16 protein-coding genes are annotated in these 19,060 nt (G+C 64.0%); 6 read left to right on the forward strand and 10 right to left on the reverse strand.

The features are described from left to right. The first annotated feature begins 4 nt into the window (after window positions 1-4). Complete coding sequence (locus F8O06_RS04815; RefSeq protein WP_158037779.1) at window positions 5-2,506, forward strand: ATP-binding protein; 2,502 nt, start codon at window positions 5-7, stop codon at window positions 2,504-2,506. A 47-nt stretch (window positions 2,507-2,553) separates the two neighbouring features. Continuing rightward, window positions 2,554-3,510, forward strand: a complete 957-nt coding sequence (locus F8O06_RS04820) for a DNA-methyltransferase (protein WP_192496841.1) — start codon at window positions 2,554-2,556, stop codon at window positions 3,508-3,510. Here F8O06_RS04820 and F8O06_RS04825 read toward each other — a convergent pair. Both F8O06_RS04825 and F8O06_RS04830 read right to left on the reverse strand, forming a co-directional pair. Continuing rightward, entirely contained in the window at window positions 3,487-4,668 is a 1,182-nt protein-coding gene (locus F8O06_RS04825; protein WP_158037781.1) for a hypothetical protein, read from the reverse strand. The two genes, F8O06_RS04820 and F8O06_RS04825, sit on opposite strands and share 24 nt — an antisense overlap. A 138-nt stretch (window positions 4,669-4,806) precedes the next feature. Then, window positions 4,807-5,835, reverse strand: coding sequence for a KTSC domain-containing protein (locus tag F8O06_RS04830; RefSeq protein ID WP_158037782.1), 1,029 nt, complete (start codon window positions 5,833-5,835; stop codon window positions 4,807-4,809). A gap of 37 nt (window positions 5,836-5,872) precedes the next feature. On the opposite strand from F8O06_RS04830, the gene F8O06_RS04835 reads away from it, so the two are divergent. Then, entirely contained in the window at window positions 5,873-6,703 is an 831-nt protein-coding gene (locus F8O06_RS04835) for an HNH endonuclease family protein (RefSeq protein ID WP_225733403.1), read from the forward strand. A gap of 6 nt (window positions 6,704-6,709) precedes the next feature. On the opposite strand, the gene F8O06_RS04840 is transcribed toward F8O06_RS04835, so the two are convergent. From F8O06_RS04840 to F8O06_RS04855, 5 genes are all read right to left on the reverse strand, one after another. Beyond that, window positions 6,710-11,764, reverse strand: coding sequence for an LAGLIDADG family homing endonuclease (locus F8O06_RS04840; RefSeq protein ID WP_158037783.1), 5,055 nt, complete (start codon window positions 11,762-11,764; stop codon window positions 6,710-6,712). Between the two features lie 8 nt (window positions 11,765-11,772). Continuing rightward, on the reverse strand, window positions 11,773-12,348 hold the full coding sequence (locus F8O06_RS04845) for a nuclease-related domain-containing protein (RefSeq protein WP_225733404.1): 576 nt from the start codon (window positions 12,346-12,348) through the stop codon (window positions 11,773-11,775). Next, the gene (locus F8O06_RS12175) at window positions 12,345-12,485 is read right to left on the reverse strand and encodes a hypothetical protein (protein ID WP_192496668.1); all 141 of its coding nucleotides are present in this window, start codon (window positions 12,483-12,485) and stop codon (window positions 12,345-12,347) included. Before F8O06_RS12175 ends, F8O06_RS04845 begins: the two co-directional genes overlap by 4 nt. Before the next feature lie 821 nt (window positions 12,486-13,306). Next, window positions 13,307-14,275, reverse strand: coding sequence for an ATP-grasp domain-containing protein (locus F8O06_RS04850; protein WP_158037785.1), 969 nt, complete (start codon window positions 14,273-14,275; stop codon window positions 13,307-13,309). After that, a complete protein-coding gene (locus tag F8O06_RS04855) occupies window positions 14,268-14,606 on the reverse strand; it encodes a hypothetical protein (protein ID WP_158037786.1) in 339 nt (112 codons plus the stop codon). Before F8O06_RS04855 ends, F8O06_RS04850 begins: the two co-directional genes overlap by 8 nt. Window positions 14,607-14,713: 107 nt before the next feature. On the opposite strand from F8O06_RS04855, the gene F8O06_RS04860 reads away from it, so the two are divergent. The 3 genes from F8O06_RS04860 to F8O06_RS04870 all read left to right on the forward strand — a co-directional run bounded on the left by F8O06_RS04860 (window position 14,714) and on the right by F8O06_RS04870 (window position 17,606). Then, window positions 14,714-15,859, forward strand: a complete 1,146-nt coding sequence (locus tag F8O06_RS04860) for a hypothetical protein (protein WP_158037787.1) — start codon at window positions 14,714-14,716, stop codon at window positions 15,857-15,859. Window positions 15,860-15,933: 74 nt separating this feature from the next. Further along, complete coding sequence (locus F8O06_RS04865; protein WP_225733438.1) at window positions 15,934-16,344, forward strand: LexA family protein; 411 nt, start codon at window positions 15,934-15,936, stop codon at window positions 16,342-16,344. Continuing rightward, window positions 16,326-17,606 carry a Y-family DNA polymerase gene (locus tag F8O06_RS04870; RefSeq protein ID WP_158037788.1) on the forward strand — a complete coding sequence of 427 codons (1,281 nt, stop codon included), beginning with the start codon at window positions 16,326-16,328 and terminating at the stop codon, window positions 17,604-17,606. Before F8O06_RS04865 ends, F8O06_RS04870 begins: the two co-directional genes overlap by 19 nt. A gap of 4 nt (window positions 17,607-17,610) precedes the next feature. On the opposite strand, the gene F8O06_RS04875 is transcribed toward F8O06_RS04870, so the two are convergent. The 3 genes from F8O06_RS04875 to F8O06_RS04885 form a co-directional block, all read right to left on the reverse strand. Then, window positions 17,611-18,030 (reverse strand): hypothetical protein, encoded by a 420-nt coding sequence (locus tag F8O06_RS04875; RefSeq protein ID WP_158037789.1) that lies wholly within the window; start codon window positions 18,028-18,030, stop codon window positions 17,611-17,613. A 2-nt stretch (window positions 18,031-18,032) separates the two neighbouring features. After that, the gene (locus F8O06_RS04880; protein ID WP_158037790.1) at window positions 18,033-18,515 is read right to left on the reverse strand and encodes a hypothetical protein; all 483 of its coding nucleotides are present in this window, start codon (window positions 18,513-18,515) and stop codon (window positions 18,033-18,035) included. Window positions 18,516-18,741: 226 nt separating this feature from the next. Beyond that, a complete protein-coding gene (locus tag F8O06_RS04885; RefSeq protein ID WP_158037791.1) occupies window positions 18,742-19,041 on the reverse strand; it encodes a hypothetical protein in 300 nt (99 codons plus the stop codon). Between the last annotated feature and the right edge of the window lie 19 nt (window positions 19,042-19,060).

The following is a 19,060-nucleotide window of genomic DNA, read 5'->3' on the forward strand; positions in this document are numbered from 1 at the left end:
ACCTTTGAGCAAACACTCAAACGCCGGCGGCATGCACCAGCCAGTCGTCCACCCATCATGGCCGACTACAGTCCGTTCCCGCCGAAAGAACGGCATCATCCAAGGCATCAGCAATGACGTCTGGCTGTACAAGCGCGTGCCGCTGGCGCCGATCCGTGACGCGAAGACCGTCGAGGACGCCCTCGCCGCGCAGCGTGTGCTCGACAACGCCTTCGAGGCCTGCGCATCACTCGCCAGCGTCAGCGGGTCAAAACGCGGCATGAACAAGGGCCGCTACCGGCAGTTTCATCTGATCAGTGTGGTCGTGCCCAGATTCTTCCAGCCGCCGATCGGCCATCCCATTCACGACTATCTCGTGGAATCTCACGGAGACGTCGTCACCCAGGAGAAGGTCGTGCTGTTCGGTGTCCGGCTGAACAATAAGTTCGCCAGCCGTGGTTTCAAAGAGGCGATCGAGTCTGTCGTCGACACCATGGTCTCCGGCGGAGTGCCGATCTCAGACTTTGAGGCCGACTATCAGAAGGTGAACGCCGCCCTCGAACGCGCCGGACTGCTCGACATGCGCGATCGTGACTTCAAACTCGCGAATGGGTGGTGGAACTTCGGACGGAACCCCGACATCCCCTTCGTGCCGTACCGCGACCACGTCAGATTCTTCACCGACAGTCGAGCGACCCGGGCTGCCGAGCTGATGGGGTTCGACAAGCCAGAGCTCTGGGACGACATCGAGGGGCAGCGACCTTTGACGTTCGCCGCCGTCGGAGACTTCGACCTGAAATACACCTCGGAGACCCAGTCATGGGTGCGCTGGGCGATGGCGCTGCAGGACGTCGGCGCTCCGATGATCTCCATCCGGGGGCTGGTGGAGCCGCCGAAGATCACCCGCTCGGAGGTGCGAGGGCAGATCGTCCAGTACCGTGGCGACATCCGTGACCGACAGTCAGCCGGCAAGCTCTCCAAAGACGAGCTGGAGCAGAAGCTCGCCGAGCTGGAGTCGATCGACCAGGCGTACTCCGCGGCAGGCTCCGCACCTCCGACTCTGGTGGACACGTCGATCGTCTGTGCCATCCCCGGGCAAGTCGCCGACCTCGAAGACATCAGCATGAACACAGTCTTCTCCATGAACGCCATGAGCGACCGTCAAGACGTCGCCTGGATGGAGTCGCAACTTGCCAGCCCGTGGCGATCCAACCCAAATCTGGAGGATCTGCCATCCACGACGGTCGCGTACTCCGGAGTGCTGTCACAGTCGGCGGTCGGCGACGAATCAGGCATCTGCATGGGGTTCACCCAGAACGACCGTCAGCCGGTCTGGCTGAGCCCCACCGCCGTGGCCGACGAAGACGTACCGCCGATCTTCCTCGTGGCAGCAGGCTCCGGGTCAGGCAAAACCATGATGCTGCTGAACATGGCCGACCAATTCAGCCGCATGTCGGTCCCGAACATCATCGTCGACCCCAAGTACGGGTCAGACCACACCGCTGCAGTCATCGCCTCAGGCGGCCAGGTCATCTCCATGGACGACCTTGCCTCATCGGACGGCGCCCTCGACCCGCTGCGCTTCTCCGTCGACAACCCGCAGGAACAGATCGACACCGCCGCCGCCACAATCCTGCAGATCCGCCCATGGGCTGAGGAGCCGGAACGCTACGAGCGGGAGCTCAACAGCGCCATCTCCTACGGCGTGCGTCAGCGCGGCGCGAAATGCACCGGAGAGGCGCTCGCATACGCCTACAAAGACGGCAAGGCGTCAAAAGAGATGGTGATGCCGATCTTCCAGCTGAAGCAGGACAGCTCGCTTTTCGGCTCATTCTTCGGCATTCACCCAGAGTCTGCGGCGCTCGGCTCCTACGACGGCACCACCCTCCTGAAGCTCGGGAAGACTCGACTGACCCTCCCCACGAACCCGAACGCCCACAGGAACCTGAACGAGCGCATCGGCGTTGCAGTGGTGAAGATGATGTTCGTCGGAGCGATGATGAGTCTGACAAACCGTGACGGCGTGATCCTGCAGGATGAGTCATGGCTGCTGACGAACACGAGCCCCGAAGCAGCCGAGGAGGCCGGTCGTCTCTGCCGTTCGATGCGAGTGCTGCCTGTCTTCTTCTCCCAAGACATCACCGGTGCCATCCGAGCTGGTCTCGGCCCCCATGTCTCGCGTGTCGCCATCGGTCACATCCGTGAGAGGAACGAGGCCATCGCCGCCCTGCAGGTCGCCAGAATCGAACCCACTCCTGACGTCGTCCAGCGGATCATGGAGAAACCGATGCGTGGCGGCTCGGATGGCAGCCAGGTCGTCAACTGGTCGTCCATGGCGTCGCTGCGCCGCCGGAATTCTGACGGTACCAGCGAGATCGTCCGGGGGTCCGTGTTCATCATCACCGACCTCGCAGGACGGTCCGCGCCGGTGGAGATCCGTCTGTCGAAAGAGTTCCTGGCCCGGGCCTCCACGAACCGTCAGGACATCATTGCGCGTGAACAGGCAGGTGCCACCTCACCCGCATAGGTGTCGGCATGGGATGGTGTGCGACACAAGGTGATTGCCGGCAGCTGATGCGGGAGCTCGACGACTCGAGCGTTGACGTGATCATCACCGACCCGCCCTACGAGATCGGGCAGACGCAGAAGCCCGGACTGCACTGGGATGACCACGGCATCGCGTTCGACCCAGACGTCTGGGAGCAGTGTGCCCGAGTGCTGAAGCCCGGCGGGCACCTCGCAGCATTCGGCGCCTCGAAAACATACCATCGGTTGGCCTGCGCGATCGAGGATGCCGGACTCGTCGTCCGAGATCAGCTGATGTGGCTGTACGCCTCCGGCATGACGAAAGGGCTTTCCTTCGACCGTGTGTTCGTGAAGACCGGCCGCCCAGACCTGGCACACGAGTACGCCGGCACGCACTCCAGGCTGAAACCGGCGCATGAGCCGATCTGCCTGGCAGGTAAACCGTTCGCCACGAACATGCCCGACGGTGTCGCCCAGTGGGGGACCGGTACCCTGCAGATCGACCAGTGCCGGGTGCCGACCGATGAGAAACTCGGACGTATGCCGGGTCAGTCGACTGATGTTCTGCCCCTCGGCACCAGAGAAACGGCGAGCTCTACGCACGCGCTCGGACGGTTCCCGACGAACGCAATCCTCGTCGACGACGGCGCAGGAACCACACGTGAGCTCATCGACGATCTGGTCATCACCGGGCGCCCCAGGCAGGTCGCCCACATGTTCCCGAGCGTGGTGGACCAGGTGTTCTACGCATCCAAGGCTGCCAAGAGCGAGCGACCCACCGTCGACGGGGCCGGGCATCTCACGGTGAAGCCCCGTGCTGTGATGCGCTGGCTGGTGAGCCTACTGGTGCGTCCTGGGCAAGTCGTCCTGGACCCATTCTGCGGGTCAGGTACGACTCTGCAGGCAGCTGACGAGCTGGGGGCCGAGGCCATCGGATTCGACCTTGACCCCCACTCGATACGTCTCGTTCAGGCACGTATGTCAGATTGCAAGGCCCGCGACTGACAAGGCGAGACGGACAACCATCTCCTCGATCCGCTCGATACGACCGCCGGCGCCCAGGCAGGTGGCCACCCTCTTCAGCGCAAGGTCTACTCGCAGGTCATCCCACTGCTGCGACTCCCGCAGCGGGCTGAGCGAACCGTCAGCGCGCACCCGCGAGCACCTCGTAGCGATTACCGCGGAAACTGCCTCCGGCACCGACTCCTCAGCCGACTCAGGCAGCAGCGCGCTCGCGGCGTCAGCGATCTGGGCGATCTGCTCATCGTTCGGTCGGATCGCACCGGCGATGAACCCCCGCATCACCAGAGCCGTCGTGCGAGGCCCTGATTCCAGGAGCGTGGAAGCCTCAGCGAGTGTCAGCCCGTCCCAGAACCGCAGGGCAAGGTCCGGGATACTGCTCTGCTGGCTGGCGGTCATGGTCCCTTCGACAAGGGCAACCCACGCGGCCAGTGACTCAAGCGGCAGCGACGGTGTCGTCTGCAGCAAACGCTCCAGCGCTCGTCGACCGTCTACGGTGGCGACAGGCCGGCCGGAGATCCCCAGGTAGGTGAGGACTCCGACAGCGGCGGGATGCATCAGCTCTCTCGGGCGCCGGTCCGTAGACGTGAGCATCCGATCGAAGGTGTCCAGTGCCTGGTCGAACCGCTGGTCATCTGAGGCGGTCTCGTCGTCGGTGGCCAGTGCCGACTCCAGTCGGATGCTTGCGGCGCCGGCACGCTGCGATTCCGACGGGTCCTCGCGGATGATGCCGGTGAAGGTCTCCGATTTTGCGGCGCGAGCTCGAATATCCCGATGCTTGGACAGGGCGGTCATCTTCATCATCTGCCGTGCCCACCCCAGCAGCGACCGCCCGGAGCGGATCATCTCCAGATCGAGTGTCGAATGAGACCGTGCTGTGTCACGGATAGCCGCGATCTTCTTCTCAATGTCGAAGACGATCTCATCCACCAGGTCATGGCCGACCTGGCCTGAGAACCGATAGCGTCCGAAGACGACCTGCTCTGCCACTCTCGCCTGGATGACGATTGCCGCGAGCTGGCCGCGCACATGTCGCTCCTGATCGGGTGTCTGGGAGCCTGTGTAGTAGGCGCAGACGAGGTCTTTGGCTTGCTGGTCGTATTGGTCGTTGATCGCACGGTACGGTGATGTTGTCTCGGCCATGGCGTCTGGGCACGGTCAGGCTCCGCGCACATACGCGGATTTGAAGCCGATGTGCCCCCTCCGCGCTGGCATGTGCGCGGCCCGATTGCACGGTGTTACGACGCATATAGTCCCGTAACACCCGCAACGGAATAGACGTCAGCTGATGGCAGCATCCCGGTCGAGGATGTTTACCGGTTTCACACCCGCGCGGTCCTGCTGTCTGACCCCAAAACGACGCTTCGTCTGATCGGGGTCGAAGACCCGACCGGTGACCGGGTCGAGTTCGACTTTCGCCCGGCGGGCGCGGCCTTTGATGATCGCGTTGTAGCGTTCACCGGGGGAGCGAGCGTTCAGGATCTGAGACGCCGTCTGCTCCGAAACCTTGTAGCCGTAGACTGACCCGCCCATCCGCATGGCGAGCACGCCTCGTGCCTTGTCGTAGCCGGCCTCGCTGATGAAGCTTCGACGCTGAGACAGCGGCTTGAGAGGCACGCCCATCTGCTTGGCACGCTGTCGCCGACGGTTCATCAGCGAGCGCACCGAGCTGAGCGCGGTTCGAGGGCGACGCGACTCGAGGACGGCGTTGGCAGCCTCCGCGAGCTTCAGCCCCACCTGGTCGTTCGGGGCGAAACCGAGAGCTTTCGTCGACCAGACTCGAGGCTCATGCTCGGTCACTCGCACCCATGAGCTCACCTGGCGGCCGTTGATGGTCGCCGAAACCGGCACGTCGAACGTGCGGTGCCCGTGCGTCGCCGAATAGCGGCGGATCGCAGTCGCGCTCGGCATCCGAAGAGTGACACCCGCGCCCTCGTATTTCATGCGGTGGGTGCGGCGGTTGCCGGACAGCGCCCGCCCAGAAGTCTGCCCGGGCGTGTAGTCGTCGGGCATCTTCTCGAAACCAGCGCCGGCGGCCTCGTGCTCTGCCGAGATGAACGACCCCGACCACCACCGCTTGATGCCACGGGTGTCCGACGGGTCAAGCGAAGTCGACGCTGCTGCTGCGCCGACGGAGCGGCTACTGTCAGCGAGTGCCTTCGCCCGCTGCTGCTGTGCGGTCTTGCTGACGTTCAGTGCGTGAGGCGCAAGCGACACCTCCGGCGTGCTCTGCAGCTTCTCCGCGAAACTGCCGGGGGTGCCTTTACCCGGGGTGATGCCGATGTCTTTGCCACGGATGTGCTCGCTCATGACCAGTGATGTGTGCTGCCCGCGCACATGACGGGACATGAAGCATCTGAGTGCAAAGTTCGTCGTCATCCTGGTGGCCGTCATCGTCGCGGCAGGCCTCGGCAGCATGAAGCTCGGCGCCCTTGACGCGCTGAAGCAGGCAGTCGGCACCACCTGGAGCGACCCGCAGACGCAGGGCACTCTCGGGGACCTGTTCGGCACGGGCCGCGACGTGCTCTCCAACGGCTCGAAGGTTGTCGCCGACGCCGCCACCACGATCGCTGGGCAAGGCGATCAGACCTCTCAGGTGCGGGGCTCAGAACTCGGCTTCGACGTCAGTCAGGTGAAAGACACGCTCGGTGGCCTGCCGGTTCGCGGTGATGACCGTGGTGACGACTACAACCGGGAGGGCCAGTTCGGCCCGGCCTGGCAGGACGTCGACGGCAACGGCTGCGACACCCGCAACGACATCCTCGCCCGAGACCTCACCGCCGTCAGCAAGGATGGCAAGTGCACCGTGGTCTCCGGGCACCTCGAAGACCCGTACACCGCCCGGGGGATCGACTACCAGCGCGGCCGGGCAACCTCATCTGCGGTGCAGATCGACCATCTCGTGCCGTTGAAGAACGCCTGGCAGTCCGGTGCCCGCAACCTCAGCCAGGAACGCCGGGTCCAGCTCGCCAACGACCCGCTGAACCTGCTCGCCGTCGACGGCCCGACCAACCAGGCGAAGAGCGACAAAGACGCCGGCGAATGGCTCCCGGCGAACACCGCCTTCCACTGCCAGTACGTCGAGCGCCAGGTCATGGTGAAAGCGAAGTACGGGCTCTGGGTCACCAATTCGGAGCGTGACGCTATGGCTGGTGTCCTGGACCGCTGCCAGCAGTGAGCGGGATCAGAAGTCGTCGTAGGTCTCTGGCGCCGCAGCTGGGTTCGCTGAAGACGATTCCGATGTGGGCTCAGGATCGGTCTCTGGTGACGCCACGTCATTGAAGAAGCTTGCGAGGTCGTCAGCGATGTCGACCTCCTCGACAATGCCGACATCCTCAATGACCGGTGTCTCGTTCACGACCTCAACGGGGGTCGTGCCGTCGTCTTCCTCCAGGACGCCGAGGCGGGGACCACTCTCCTTACGGATGAACGCTTCGAGATTCGAACGCTCATCGTCCGGAAGTGGGTCACGCCGAGCTGCGAGCTGACGTGCTAACTCTTCCTGAGGGGCGTACCAGACCTGGATCACCTGCGTCGGGCCGACAAGCGGCTCCCAGAGGCCACGCCCCTTCGGAATGAAGGCACCGAGCTCGGGGGCATCGTCGGGGTTGCGCAGGGCAGACATCTTGTCGCCGTAGGAGGCTTTGCCCAGCAGGCTTCTGGCGAGGTTCGTTTTCAGGTCCCCACCAGGTATCGCGTCAAGAGTCTTTGCCGAGAGCTTCTGCGTGCCAAGCAGCAGGGTCACACCCGCTGACCGTGCCTCCCGCGCGATCTTCCCGGTCAGGATGCCGATGCTGGCCTTGTCCTGGTTGAGATGCATCATGCGGTCCCGTTCAGCCATCTCCTCCGGGTCCGACGAAGCATCAGGCACGGGCTCCTTCCCAAGCAGGCTGGTGAACTCGTCGACCATCACCCATATCCGCTTGGGGCGCAAGGCCTCCGGCAGGTCACTGAACGACGGGGCACCGTGAGCGGCGTTCAGATTCTTACGCTCGACCACCTGGGCGTAGACACATTTGAGCGCGGCAGCGGCGGTCTCGATGGAGTCTGCGAATGCTGCAGCGTAGGGGCGCACGAAGTTGAAGTCAGCGCCACCTTTCATCGGGTCGATTACGTAGATGATCTCGCCGTGAGCAGCCGCAGAAGTCAGGAACGTCTGAGCGAGCACAGAGTTGTGGGTCGGTACCAGGTCCTCAGTGAGGTAGGTGTGATGCTCCCCGGTGACCATCAGGCAGCGCATGGGCACGACGTCACCTTCGATGATGTCAGTGACGAATACGAGGTCGTGCCCAGTGCGCTCGCTTACCCGAGTCTCCAGTCGTTCAAGCTTTCGAGTCAGCCGGAACACAGGCTCCAGCGTTGTAAACGCGATGCGGTACCGGTTGCCCGTCATCTTGCGGGTGCCGTCACTGCGGGTGTATCCGGCACTCGCTGTGGTGAGTGATGCGCGAATCCCGAGCCCTCGGATGAGCTCGAGGACATCCTGTATGAGGCGCTCGTCTGTCAGGCAGATCTCACACGCCCCGTTGACGTCCACTGTGCCATCTGTGTCCATGAGTCCTTGCAGCAGGGCCAGGCGCTGTGCTTTTGACGCGCGCTGGTAGACCCTTGGGATCCACTTCTGCTTTGCTGGGCTGTCAGGGTTCAAGGTGAAGCCTGCGCTCACCAGATCAGGACGGAGGCCATCGAAGTGCCAAGTTACCGCCCGACTATCGCCGGACTTTCCCTCCGTACGCCGCAGGACGTAGCCATCAGTGAGGACGTTGTGCAGAACACCTTCGTCCAGTCCAGTAATCGAGGGGCCGCGTTTGCTTCCGTCACCGAGCCACGCTCCGAGCGTGTACGGGGCAACGGGTAGATCCAAATCCTGCCCCTGTAGCGAGCTTGCAATCTGGATCGCCCAGTTGTGAGCTCCCCGCGAATCGAGCACTCCTGCTTCCACGATCTCCTGCATGCTGACGATCGAGTTCAGGGGCTGCAAGGTTCGTGTGCGGTGTTCGACCGAATCTGCGAGCAGGGTCAGGGCCTCATCGACTGGGTAGACGGAGACCCGCTGACGCTGGACCTCACTGACTCCGACAGGGTCGAGCCCTCTCAACCAACCTCTCACCGTTTTCCTGCGGTTGCGTGAATCGCTCTCACCGAACAACAGCTCGGACAGCTGCGAGACCGTCACAGATTCGGTCAGTGGGGGACAGAGCCGCCCGTGCTCGATAACGGCTTGTCGGGCGTCTCGCGCGTCATACAGGCTGGCGGGCCTCCTGGTCGTGACCGTCCCAGCGAGCGCGAGGCTTTCCGGGAGGATGCGGCAGACTGCACTCAACGAGACCCCAGAGATCTGCGCGATAGTCTGACGTGTTGCCACCTGTCCGGCTGGCGTCTGCTCAGCCATGCCTCGGAGCCGTTGGGCGAGTCTGGCGCGCTCGTCTGCCACGACGGAGTCTCTGCGGGCCGCACTGCCCGGTGTGCGAGCTCGTCTCGCTGAAGCGGTCTGCACCGTCCACAGATGGTTTCCCCCTGAGCGGGCCCGCCGACCATCGGAGAGCACGAGGGTGTACTCCGTGCATTCTCGGATCGGTGAAAGCGCCCGAACCGTCTGGACGGACCCATCTGGTGCGTACACATGATCCCCGGGCTGAATGGTTCCAATGGTCGCCCACCCGTCCGGGAATCGTTCGGAAATGGGGACCGGGAGTCGCGTGCTCAGACTCTGCGCCTTGCCCGCACCGCTGACTCCGGCCAGCATGGCATGACCGTCCTTTGGGTCGAAGATGACGGGCTCGCCTTCGACCCCCATGGCGAACGGCACGCATCCTTCGTCTGCGAGGCGATCGACGAGCTCGAAGTCGTACGGCACGCCTTTCGGCAGTGGGTTCTCTCGGCAGACGAGCATGCGGACATGGTCGGGGCCGGTTTCGCTGTCGCGAATGTCGATGAAGTCGTTGCTGGATGCTGCCCTGAGCTTGCCGACCTTCTCCCGGACGTCGGCGGGGGCGAGCCCCATCGGCAGCTTGAAGGTGAGGTCCTGTACACGATCGTTGTGGGGGAGGACACCCGCTGAGACGAGTGAGGGCACTGCGCCGTTCTCGCTGACGACTTTCGCGGCAATGAAGACCTGCTGCCAGTTGAGGCTGGTCACATACTCGCGGTTGCGGTCGGCCGGGGTCGCGTACTCGATGCCGTCAGCACCGGGGGCTGCGCCGACGACGATGGTGGCCCGGCCGGTTTCCGCGCGGTCGACGATCAGCCATTCGGCGCCGAGGGTCTGCCGGATCTTCTCCGACTGCTTCCGGAGCGCGTCGAGAGTCACTCCGGCGCCGAGGAAGATGTCCATTCGCCAGATGGTGCCGGACGACGTGGCGGTGGTCAGAGCGGTCAGCTTCGTCAGGTGCGGGCGAGCGAGACGGCAGGCGTCGAACGCGTGGGAGAGGAAGCCGGCAAGGATGAGCCGCTGCGGTTCGTTGCCTCGCCCCGCCGGGACATAGTCCTGGGGGAGGGTTGGCAGGTCTGTTCCCGCGGGCACGGACACCACCATGAACGCTTCGGAGTGGGCGCGACCATCTCGGCTTGCAGGGTCCTTCCACGGCTGCACGGAAGCGAACGGTGCTGCCTTCAGCGTGGTCTTCAGCTTGTGCTCAGTGTCCTGATTCGTGAACTCGGCGGGCGTGACCCCCTGAGGTGTCACGAAGCCCCAGGTACCGACCGTGATGCTGCGCGCGGCACCAGTTCTCCGGTCGATGTGGCGGTACTGGTACTCGCGCTCCGTCGACGGCTGCAGTACCGGTTTGCGGCCGCCCTGTTTGACGATGTCCGTCCAACGCTGATCCCAGCGGCGGATCTTCGCGAGTTCGTCGAACCGGTGCACCCAACGCGGTTGGATGCGAGCGATCGGTGGTTCGGTGAGAGCACCAAGGTATGCGCAGTCATTTTCCGGATCGGCAATGATCTCGCAGCCGAGCTCTGCCGCCACGCGATCGAGAATGCCGAGCTCCATGAGTACGCTGACGGTCACGTCGGGGTTGGCTGGGCTGCGCCACACTGTGCCGAACGCGGCTCTCGTATCGTCGAATCCGTCGTCGGTGTCTCGCTGAGAGGGAGGGTCCGTGATCGGGGCCAGCTGCTCGAGGACGAGCGGCGGGAGCTTCTGCACTGCGTAGGCGGCGCGGGAGGCGACTGTCTCGATGACCAGCTGGCGGATGTCGTCGTCAGTCTCGGCGGCAGAGACGGCTGGCCAGTCGTCCGTGAACCAGGTGATGACGCGAAACCGTGTCGGATGCGATGTCGACGGCACTGGCTGCCCCTGGCTGTCGAGGTTCGGCTCGATGAGCAGAGCGACGGTGGTTCCAGGGTCGACGAGGGTTTCGAAGTCCTGCAGGCGGGTGAACATGCCGCGCGATCCGACCTCTGGGGGAGCGTCGAACGTGTCAATGGTGGCCACGTCACCAGGTAACCGGGAACGGTCGACCAGACGCGGGGCCGGATCGAGCTTCAGCACCTCCCAGCGAGGAGCCCACTGTGCGCGCCCATCGACCATGTCCCGCCAGTGGGCGATGACCGGCCGGTGGAGTCCCACCTGCAGGGAGAGGGGGACGCAGGCAAGGCCGAGAAACAGCGAGCTGAGGAACGAGACCTTCGGCCCAAGTGCACAACCCGCGACGACCACGGATGCGGCTGCGAGGACTCCACAGCCGAGACTGATCGTGGTGCGCAGGTCGCCGGAAGTCAGTCGCTTCCAGACCGCGGGCAGATCGAGTCCGGGGCGTGGCTGGACATCATCGGCGAACTGCCGGGCGATGGCCGGCACTTGTAGGGCGAGCGCGAACGCACCCCACGCGTTCAGCGCCGGGAACAGCGGCCACACTACCTGGAATGGGGCGCTCACCGGGAGGAACCATGCTGCGACGCCTGTGAGGAGTGCGGTGATGGAGGCCATGAGCGGCGGCCAGCCGATCGAGCTGATCTGGGGAACGATGAGTGAGAACCGTCCGGCGCGGAACATTTCGTGGCGGGACATGGACTTCTGCTCCGCCGTAGATGCCGGCTGGACGCGGCCGGTCCGGTCTTTCTTGCCCGTGAGGATCGGAGGCTGTGAGAACCAGCATGCAGCGACCACGAGGATCCAGAGCAGTGCGACGGCAGGCACCTGCCACAGCCACCAGGCGAGCGCGGCGACCGGCACGGACCCTACGAGCACCCATGGTGCGATGTCGGTCTCATTCTGAGGTGGTCTGACAGCCATGAACCGACCTATGCGTGAATGACCAGCTCGGCGAGCCGGTCAGTGATCTGCTGTCGACCAGGCTTGGTGCGGATGGTTTGATGTCGAGCGAACCTCGGCCCGGCGACGGCACGAGCGCCCCGTGGACGGTAGAGCCCGAGACGAAGTACCGCATGATCGTTTGACGGCCACACGACCAGCAGACAGTGCACACGGGCACCGGTGCGCAGGAAGCCACGGACAGCCTGCTCCGCCATCGGCAGCGTCTTCTTGTCCGCGAATGGGAACCGTTCACCCCCACGTCGGGACACGCCCCGGAACGTCCAGTAGAAGCCTGGTTTCCAGACTTTGGAGTCGATCAGCCACACGTCGCTGCCGGAGACCACGATGTGGTCGATGTTCGCACTGATCCCTGGGATCGGTATGCGGCAGTCGTGGATCACGTCGGCCCCGCCGGGACGCATCGCCAGGCGATTCAGCACCTCGGCTGTGCGCAGCTCGCCTGTCCGTCCGATACGAGCGACATCCTCGTTCGCAGCCCACCCCTCGGAGTGCTGCAGCGAACCACCTGGCACGCCGATCACCCGACCGTACGAGCGCGTCACGCGAGCACGCTCTTCACCAGGATGACGATTACCCCGAGGGCGAGCACGCCGGTGAGCGCCCAAACGATCCCGCGGACCTTCGGCTGGTCAATGAGCTTGTTGTTGTCGTCTTCGTCTTCACGCAGCAGGAACTTCATACCGGGGATGTATGCGTGCGAGGGACTTCCGCGTTGGGGGGGTCGAGCGTCGCCGAGAGCATGTCCTGTGCGGGGCTGTGCGCGTCGCTGAGGCCCTGGGGGTAGTTCCGGTGTGACGGGTTCAGCTGTGGGCTGGTGAGGCTGCTGTGGCTGTTTCTGCGTTGTCGAGGGGGTGGTCCTCGGCGGTGAGGTGCTCTCGAGTGGGAAGCGCCGGGGCCGATCTCGGCTGTAACGACATCAGCTCCAGCCGTGGGCTGGAATGACAGTCGCTGTGCTCCTGTCACCGCTGTAAGGACACCACTTCCAGCCGTGGGCCGTCACCGCTGTCACCGCGGTGTCACCGGTGGTGTGGTGACAGCGAAGCCCTACTGCGGACTGGGCAGGAGGGGGTTGTCACCACTGTCACCACTTTTTGTAGACCTCATGTAAGAGAGAGATATATAGGGGGCTCTCCCTCCCTCTCTTCCTCTCATCTGGAGGGGGTGTCCCCCAAATGCGGTGACAGCGGTGACAGACCCCTACTGCCCTTATGTTTACTGGGATGTAGCGTCACCGGAGGGATGGTGACAGGGTGGTGACAGCGGTGACGGCGGAAATGTGTTAGGCTCTCCCCGTGCGAGCCGGGGGAGAGCCTAAAGGTTTTCGGTCCCGGTGTGCGGCTTCTGCGGTTCGGTCCGTTTCTGTGGCGCGGGTGGCCTTCGATCGCGTCCCACACATGGTTTTCACGGGTTTTGGGGGTTGTCTGGTGGTTTTCTGGAATGTTATGCTCTCGACCTAGCGAGAGAGAGCATACAAGTTCCCAACGGAGCCACTGGCAGCCCTTAACGGCACCATTCTTCGAACAGTGCACGCACATCAGATGCGTACAGCCCAGAGTTGTGCAGTCCGTTCATCTCGATGGCAACGACTTCATCGGTGTCTGTTTTCAGTGCGACATCCACGACGTAGTCGCCACAGGTGGAATGTGCTTCCCGCCAAGCAGTCGTGTAGCTCTCCGCCCATTGCAGATACCGTGCCACCAGCTCCGGTGCCTCGAAGACGGGAGACACACCCCGAGTGCGCTCAACCCTCGGATCGAACGGACGTGCGATCGCATCGAGCGGGGTGAGGTGCTCGATGCAGCCCGCGCCGGTCACGACCTCGTGCCCCACAACGAAGATCCTGTACTCGGCGCTCAACGGCACCCACGGCTGCACTAGGAGTGCACCAGGGCGGTCGAGCGACCACATGCTGATCTTGCTGAAGAAGTCATGGCTGTCGAACGGCGACGTGGTGGTGAAGAAACTCATCTTCGGGTCGATGTCTTTGACGCAGACTCGGCCAGGAGCCAGTGCGTTGATGGTGTCCTTCGTCGCAGGGAACCCCTGACCTTCCCCACACGTGGTGCGGATGACCGGGCGCCCGGCATGAGCGAGAAACACCGGCTCTGCCCAGTAGCTGTCCACGACTCTCTCACCTGCCAGACGGGGATCGCTGAGATACGACTGCGAGAGGTGTCCGACATTGGCGACCGGACCGACGAGCTTCATGCGAGCGAGACGACCGGCATCCGTGCAGACCTCGCCCGTTGCCGCGTTCACGGCCTGGCGCTCAGTGGTCGTGCGGACCCAAACATGCTCCCTGGGATGCACGTTCAGGAGGGTGTCCAGCCGCAGGACGGCTTCCAGCCAGTCTTCCCGATCGCCGGTCGGCTGAGAGCTCGGGTGCCAATGCTGCCAGAGCGCCTGGAGCTCTGGAAAGCCACTGACGTAGCCCATCGGGGTCGACCAGAAGAGGATGTCTTCAGTCATGCTGAGACCTCCGAAGCGTCAGACGCGCGAAGAGGTCGCGGTTCGCTCCCTGTGCCCGCTGTTGTGCTTCGGCTTCGGTATCAAAGAGCGCCCAGAAGCCCATTTCGTCGTCTCCGATGGCGTGGACGGCCCAGACTGTTCGTCCGCCCTCGGGGGATACCTGCTGCAGAGGGTCAGTGACGGAGACGTCCTCGATGAGGCGATGCCCACCGCCGTGGACGATCACTGCGGGCACAGTGACCGAGGCGGGTGTCCTGGACGTGTCAGGGAAGCCAGCGAAAGCCTCGCCGGTCCACCCCCAGAGGAGACCTTCCTCGTCGAGCAGGATCACTCCTCTGCGTCGCTGTCTCCGCAGGGGCTGTGGACGCTGCCGGTGTCTTCTCATGCCACTCGTGTGCGCGGTTGGCTAGGATTACCGCGAGCTGATCGGGGGAGCGGATGATGTCGGATGACGAGCTGGCGCAGGCTGCCGCACAGGTGAGGCGACGGATGCGCGGCACTGCAGTTGACGTTTCGGTGAACATCGCCGAAGCGATGAGCGTGTTCGCACCACTCGGGTGGGCGATGTCTGCGGTGTGGCCATACGAAGGCACCGTCCGTGCCCTGAAAGCTGCGGAAGACGGCGCCATGACCGACCAGCTCGACCAGATACTCACCGACATCTGGAACGGGGAGCACGCACGCTGGATGGAGATCGGGGTCGAGCGCCTGCGGCGAGGAGGCAACGCTCACTGGCCGTTCAAGGCCGACCTCTGGCGTCGCGTTGATCTGGTCCAGAAGGCGATCGCACACCATCAGGCAGGTGCCTATGAGGCAAGCATTCCGATCCTGTTCGCGCAGATCGAAGGCCTTTCGTTCGACGTCACTGAAAAGGCCTTCTTCACGAAGTGGCAGCCGATTCCAGCGGTCGACGACAAGACCCTGGCTGGCCTGGGCGGCAACATCGAGGTCGTCCGCAGGGTCTGCAACGCAGACGTCAAACAGCGGCAGTCCTTGGGACAGTTCTCCAGGCACGGCGTGATGCACGGGCGAGAGCTCACCTACGACACGAAGGTCAACTCGACGAAGGCGATCGTGCTGACCATCAGCGCCTTCGAGCACTGGCTGCCACAGGCGGACAAAGTCGCAGCAACACTTCGGGCCGAGCATGGGCGAGAGGTCGCCGGTCATCCGGGTGTCGACGAGACAGGCCGGTTGCTTGACGATCGCGGTGTGCCCGAGCTTCGCAACGTCAGGTACGACCTCGAAGGCCGGTACATGCTGTGGATCAACACTGGTGGGATTGAGCCGTTCGATCTGCGCCGAGATCTTGGCGAACTTGCAACGACACACGGTGCGGCACGGGGCAGATTCACAATCCATGGTGACAACGTCGCTTTCTGGTGGAGCTATCGACTGCCGAGCGGGCACATCCTCGGCTGGGCGGCCCGCAAGATCCGTCCAGGAGCGCATCCGCCGCACGAGTCCTGGTGGTGGGATGCCGCGGCGGCCCCGGAGAACGCACCCTGGGAGGACCCGACCGGTTGGGCCCAGTACCCCGGGGACGCCGAGGGCGCTTGGCGTCCGGACGACCCACTCTTCTAGGCGTGTCGGCACAGACACCTATACTCTGAATCGAACATGTGTTCGAATACTTGGAGGTGGTTGCCGTGGCACAGATTGCGAAGATCGAACCGCACGGTCATGTGACAGTGCTCGCCGCGCTGAGCCCGGTGCACGCGGGCTTCCCCTCCCCGGCGCAGGACTACTTCGACGGTTCCATCGACCTCAACGAGCATCTGATCGCAGACCCCGTAGCGACCTTCATCATTCGTGTCGCCGGCGACTCCATGATCGGAGCCGGCATCTCCGACGGCGATGAAGTGATCGTCGACCGGTCCTTGAGACCCGCGGAGGGCAATGTGGTCATCGCCGTGGTCGAAGGGGAGCTGACCATCAAACGTCTCCGTCTCGGCGCGGCAGGTCCAGAGCTGCATCCGGAGAACCCGGACTACCCGGTGATCCGGGTGAGCCCGGGGCAGGAGCTGTCCATCTGGGGAGTGGTGACCCGATGCCTGCACCGAGTCTGAGCAGGTTCGCTCTCGTCGATGTGAACTCATGCTTCGCCGCCTGTGAGCGCATCTTCGATCCCTCGCTGGAGGGACGCCCGGTCGTCGTCCTGTCCAACAACGACGGATGCGTCGTCGCCCGGAGCGCGGAGGCGAAAGCCCTCGGCATCCCTATGGGCGAACCCTGGTTTCGGCTGCAGGCTTGGGCTGACAAACATGGGGTCGCAGCCCGATCATCGAACTACGAGCTCTACGGCGACATCTCCGGACGCATCATGGCGATGCTGCGACGATTCAGCGACCAAGTCGAGGTCTACTCGATAGACGAGGCCTTCATTCGCCTGAGCGGCACCGTCGAAGAGTTGGCCACGACGTCCAGAGAGATCCGACGGCGCATCCTTCACGACATCGGGGTGCCAGTGTCGGTCGGTATTGCGCCCACCCGAACGCTCGCGAAGCTCGCGAGTCACGGTGCGAAGAAGTCCCCCGCGCTCCACGGTGTCGCCTGCACCGACTGGTACACCGACGAGCAGATGGGCCGGATACTCACGAGCACACCAGTCGGTGACCTCTGGGGTGTCGGCCGACGCGGCGCGAAACGGCTCGCAGGTCTCGGCATCGACAACGCCTGCCAGCTTCGCGATAGCGACACGAAGACGATGCGCCGCCGGTTCAGCGTGAACATGGCCCACACGATCCTCGAACTGCGAGGGCACGCCTGCATCGACATCGGGGACCATGACGCCGTCCGGCAGCAGGTGATGTTCTCCCGATCGTTCTCGACACCGGTGACGTCGCCGTCAGAGATGCAGCAGGTGCTCTCCATCTACGCGCAGAATGCCAGCCGCCGCCTACGCGGCCAGGGGTCCGTGGCTGGTGCAGTCTACGCGTGGGCTCAGACGGCCTGGGCGACGCCTCCCATGCACACAGCGGCCGCAGCATGCGAGATCACACCTCGGACGGCCGACCCTGCGCTGCTGACGAAGGCCGCATGTCAGCTGGTGCTCCCGAGAATGCTCGAAGGCAGACGCTACGTGCGCGCCGGCGTATCACTGACCGACATCGCACAGACCAGGGATCAGGTGGTGCTGGACCTGTTCGACACGGACACCCCAGCAGCGCAGGTCGGCAGCCTCCTGGACCAGGTGAACGACCGGCTCGGACGCGGCGCGATCGGACTCGGCATGGCCGGGCTGCAGGCACCGCCCGACTGGCAGATGAAACGGGAGATGCTCTCACCGCGGGCGACCACCCACTGGGAAGAGCTCGCCGTCGCCCGATGAATGCTCAGGTCAAGGTCCGGCGGATCAGGCGGCTCGCTGACGCGACGTCGGTGGAGAGATCGGTTCCCAGGAATGCGTGACGCAGCCGCATTGGTCGGCACGCAGCGCGTTCGATGATCAGGACACCCGCAGGCATCGTCCACAGCCAGTCCTTCTCGAACAGATACTCGCTGCCGCCAGGGAGACGTTCGGCGACGGCCAGACGGATCGTGCCTGAACGGTCACCGCAGAAGGCTGGAGCGGCCGCCGCCGAGTCGCCCATATCCCCGTGGTAGGCGTCGAGCGCGTACAGCAGCAGGAGTCCGGAGAGCGAAGTTGGCTCCCAGGGATCCTCTGACACGCAAGAGCCGAACAGTGCCTGAGCCGACGCAGTGAGTACCACGTGGGCCTCTGCGGGCTCAGACGGCCACGCCGGAGTCGCCACGGTCAATGTCCTTCCACGTGGGCAGCGTGGGCCATGTCCTCGTCAGTCTGGTGTGTGCCGGCGGAGTTCAGCAACCGGAACACCTCGGCCTCGGCGGCGAGGGTACGCACCGAGGTCTGCACGGCCGGCATCGGCCACCCTGTGGACCTTCGGCGCCCGCGGGCGCTGAGCCCCGACATGGTGACCATGCCGTCGGAGTCGACTGCCTCTGGGGTGATGTCTTTGTCGTCGAACCAGTCTGCCGGTACGGAGAACTCGTCACTGGCCCATGCTCGCATGGTTTCGATGCGTTGTTTGCCGTCGATGACTCCGCACATGGCGTCGCTCCCGAACACTCGGGTGCTCTCGCCGGCGTCTCCCAGTGCCGTGAAGTACGACCTCTGGAACCTCTCTGCAGCGTCCGGGGATGTTCGTATCAGGGCGGCGATCGCTTTGGGGTCGATGGTTCCCGTGAAGCTGATGAGAGTGGTGGGGTGCATGTCCATTGGTGTGTCCTTGGCGTTCAGTAGCGTCATTCAGCGTGATGAGTTGGTGACTCATCGGTTTCTGCCGTTGTCGAGGTGAGTGGGATTGCCTCCAGCCAAGGACATTTCCCGATGGGTTTCTGCTCTTCCCCTGTTTTGGTGAAGGCTTCGCTGACGGTTCGTTGGGTGCTGTCAGCTGGGAGTCTGTTGAACGCGCTGTCGCCGACAGCGAGTTCTGTGAGTTGGGTCATGCTGCCGCTTCGCCGCCGTGAGAGATCACCAGTGCGCGTATGGTGTCGGCTTCGACGTAGCCGCGCCAGCGGTCGTCACGGTTGATGATCCAACCGGCCTCCGGAGGTTCGATACCCTCTGGGACCACGACCTCGAGATGCGAGTACGGGCCTTGAGAGTCAGCCATCGGCAGGCTGTGCACGAGGCTGTTCGCGTAGACGCCCAGGATGGCTCCGTCGACGCAGGCGATGGTTCCTGATGCCTGGTCGGTTGTTCCGAAGTCGATGATGCGGTCGAGTGTTGGTGTTCTCGTCATGCGCTCCATGTGCGCGGGA

Origin of the sequence: Pseudoclavibacter sp. CFCC 14310, from assembly GCF_008831165.1 — a bacterium.
Taxonomy (GTDB): Bacteria; Actinomycetota; Actinomycetes; order Actinomycetales; family Microbacteriaceae; genus Pseudoclavibacter_A.

What these genes read in the sequence shown, in the direction of transcription:
- F8O06_RS04820 (WP_192496841.1), top strand. Translation starts at nt 2,554, where the DNA reads ATGCGGGAGCTCGACGACTCGAGCGTTGACGTGATCATCACCGACCCG.
- F8O06_RS04825 (WP_158037781.1), bottom strand. Translation starts at nt 4,668, where the DNA reads ATGGCCGAGACAACATCACCGTACCGTGCGATCAACGACCAATACGAC.
- F8O06_RS04830 (WP_158037782.1), bottom strand. Translation starts at nt 5,835, where the DNA reads ATGAGCGAGCACATCCGTGGCAAAGACATCGGCATCACCCCGGGTAAA.
- F8O06_RS04835 (WP_225733403.1), top strand. Translation starts at nt 5,873, where the DNA reads ATGAAGCATCTGAGTGCAAAGTTCGTCGTCATCCTGGTGGCCGTCATC.
- F8O06_RS04840 (WP_158037783.1), bottom strand. Translation starts at nt 11,764, where the DNA reads ATGGCTGTCAGACCACCTCAGAATGAGACCGACATCGCACCATGGGTG.
- F8O06_RS12175 (WP_192496668.1), bottom strand. Translation starts at nt 12,485, where the DNA reads ATGAAGTTCCTGCTGCGTGAAGACGAAGACGACAACAACAAGCTCATT.
- F8O06_RS04850 (WP_158037785.1), bottom strand. Translation starts at nt 14,275, where the DNA reads ATGACTGAAGACATCCTCTTCTGGTCGACCCCGATGGGCTACGTCAGT.
- F8O06_RS04860 (WP_158037787.1), top strand. Translation starts at nt 14,714, where the DNA reads ATGATGTCGGATGACGAGCTGGCGCAGGCTGCCGCACAGGTGAGGCGA.
- F8O06_RS04870 (WP_158037788.1), top strand. Translation starts at nt 16,326, where the DNA reads ATGCCTGCACCGAGTCTGAGCAGGTTCGCTCTCGTCGATGTGAACTCA.
- F8O06_RS04880 (WP_158037790.1), bottom strand. Translation starts at nt 18,515, where the DNA reads ATGGACATGCACCCCACCACTCTCATCAGCTTCACGGGAACCATCGAC.
- F8O06_RS04885 (WP_158037791.1), bottom strand. Translation starts at nt 19,041, where the DNA reads ATGACGAGAACACCAACACTCGACCGCATCATCGACTTCGGAACAACC.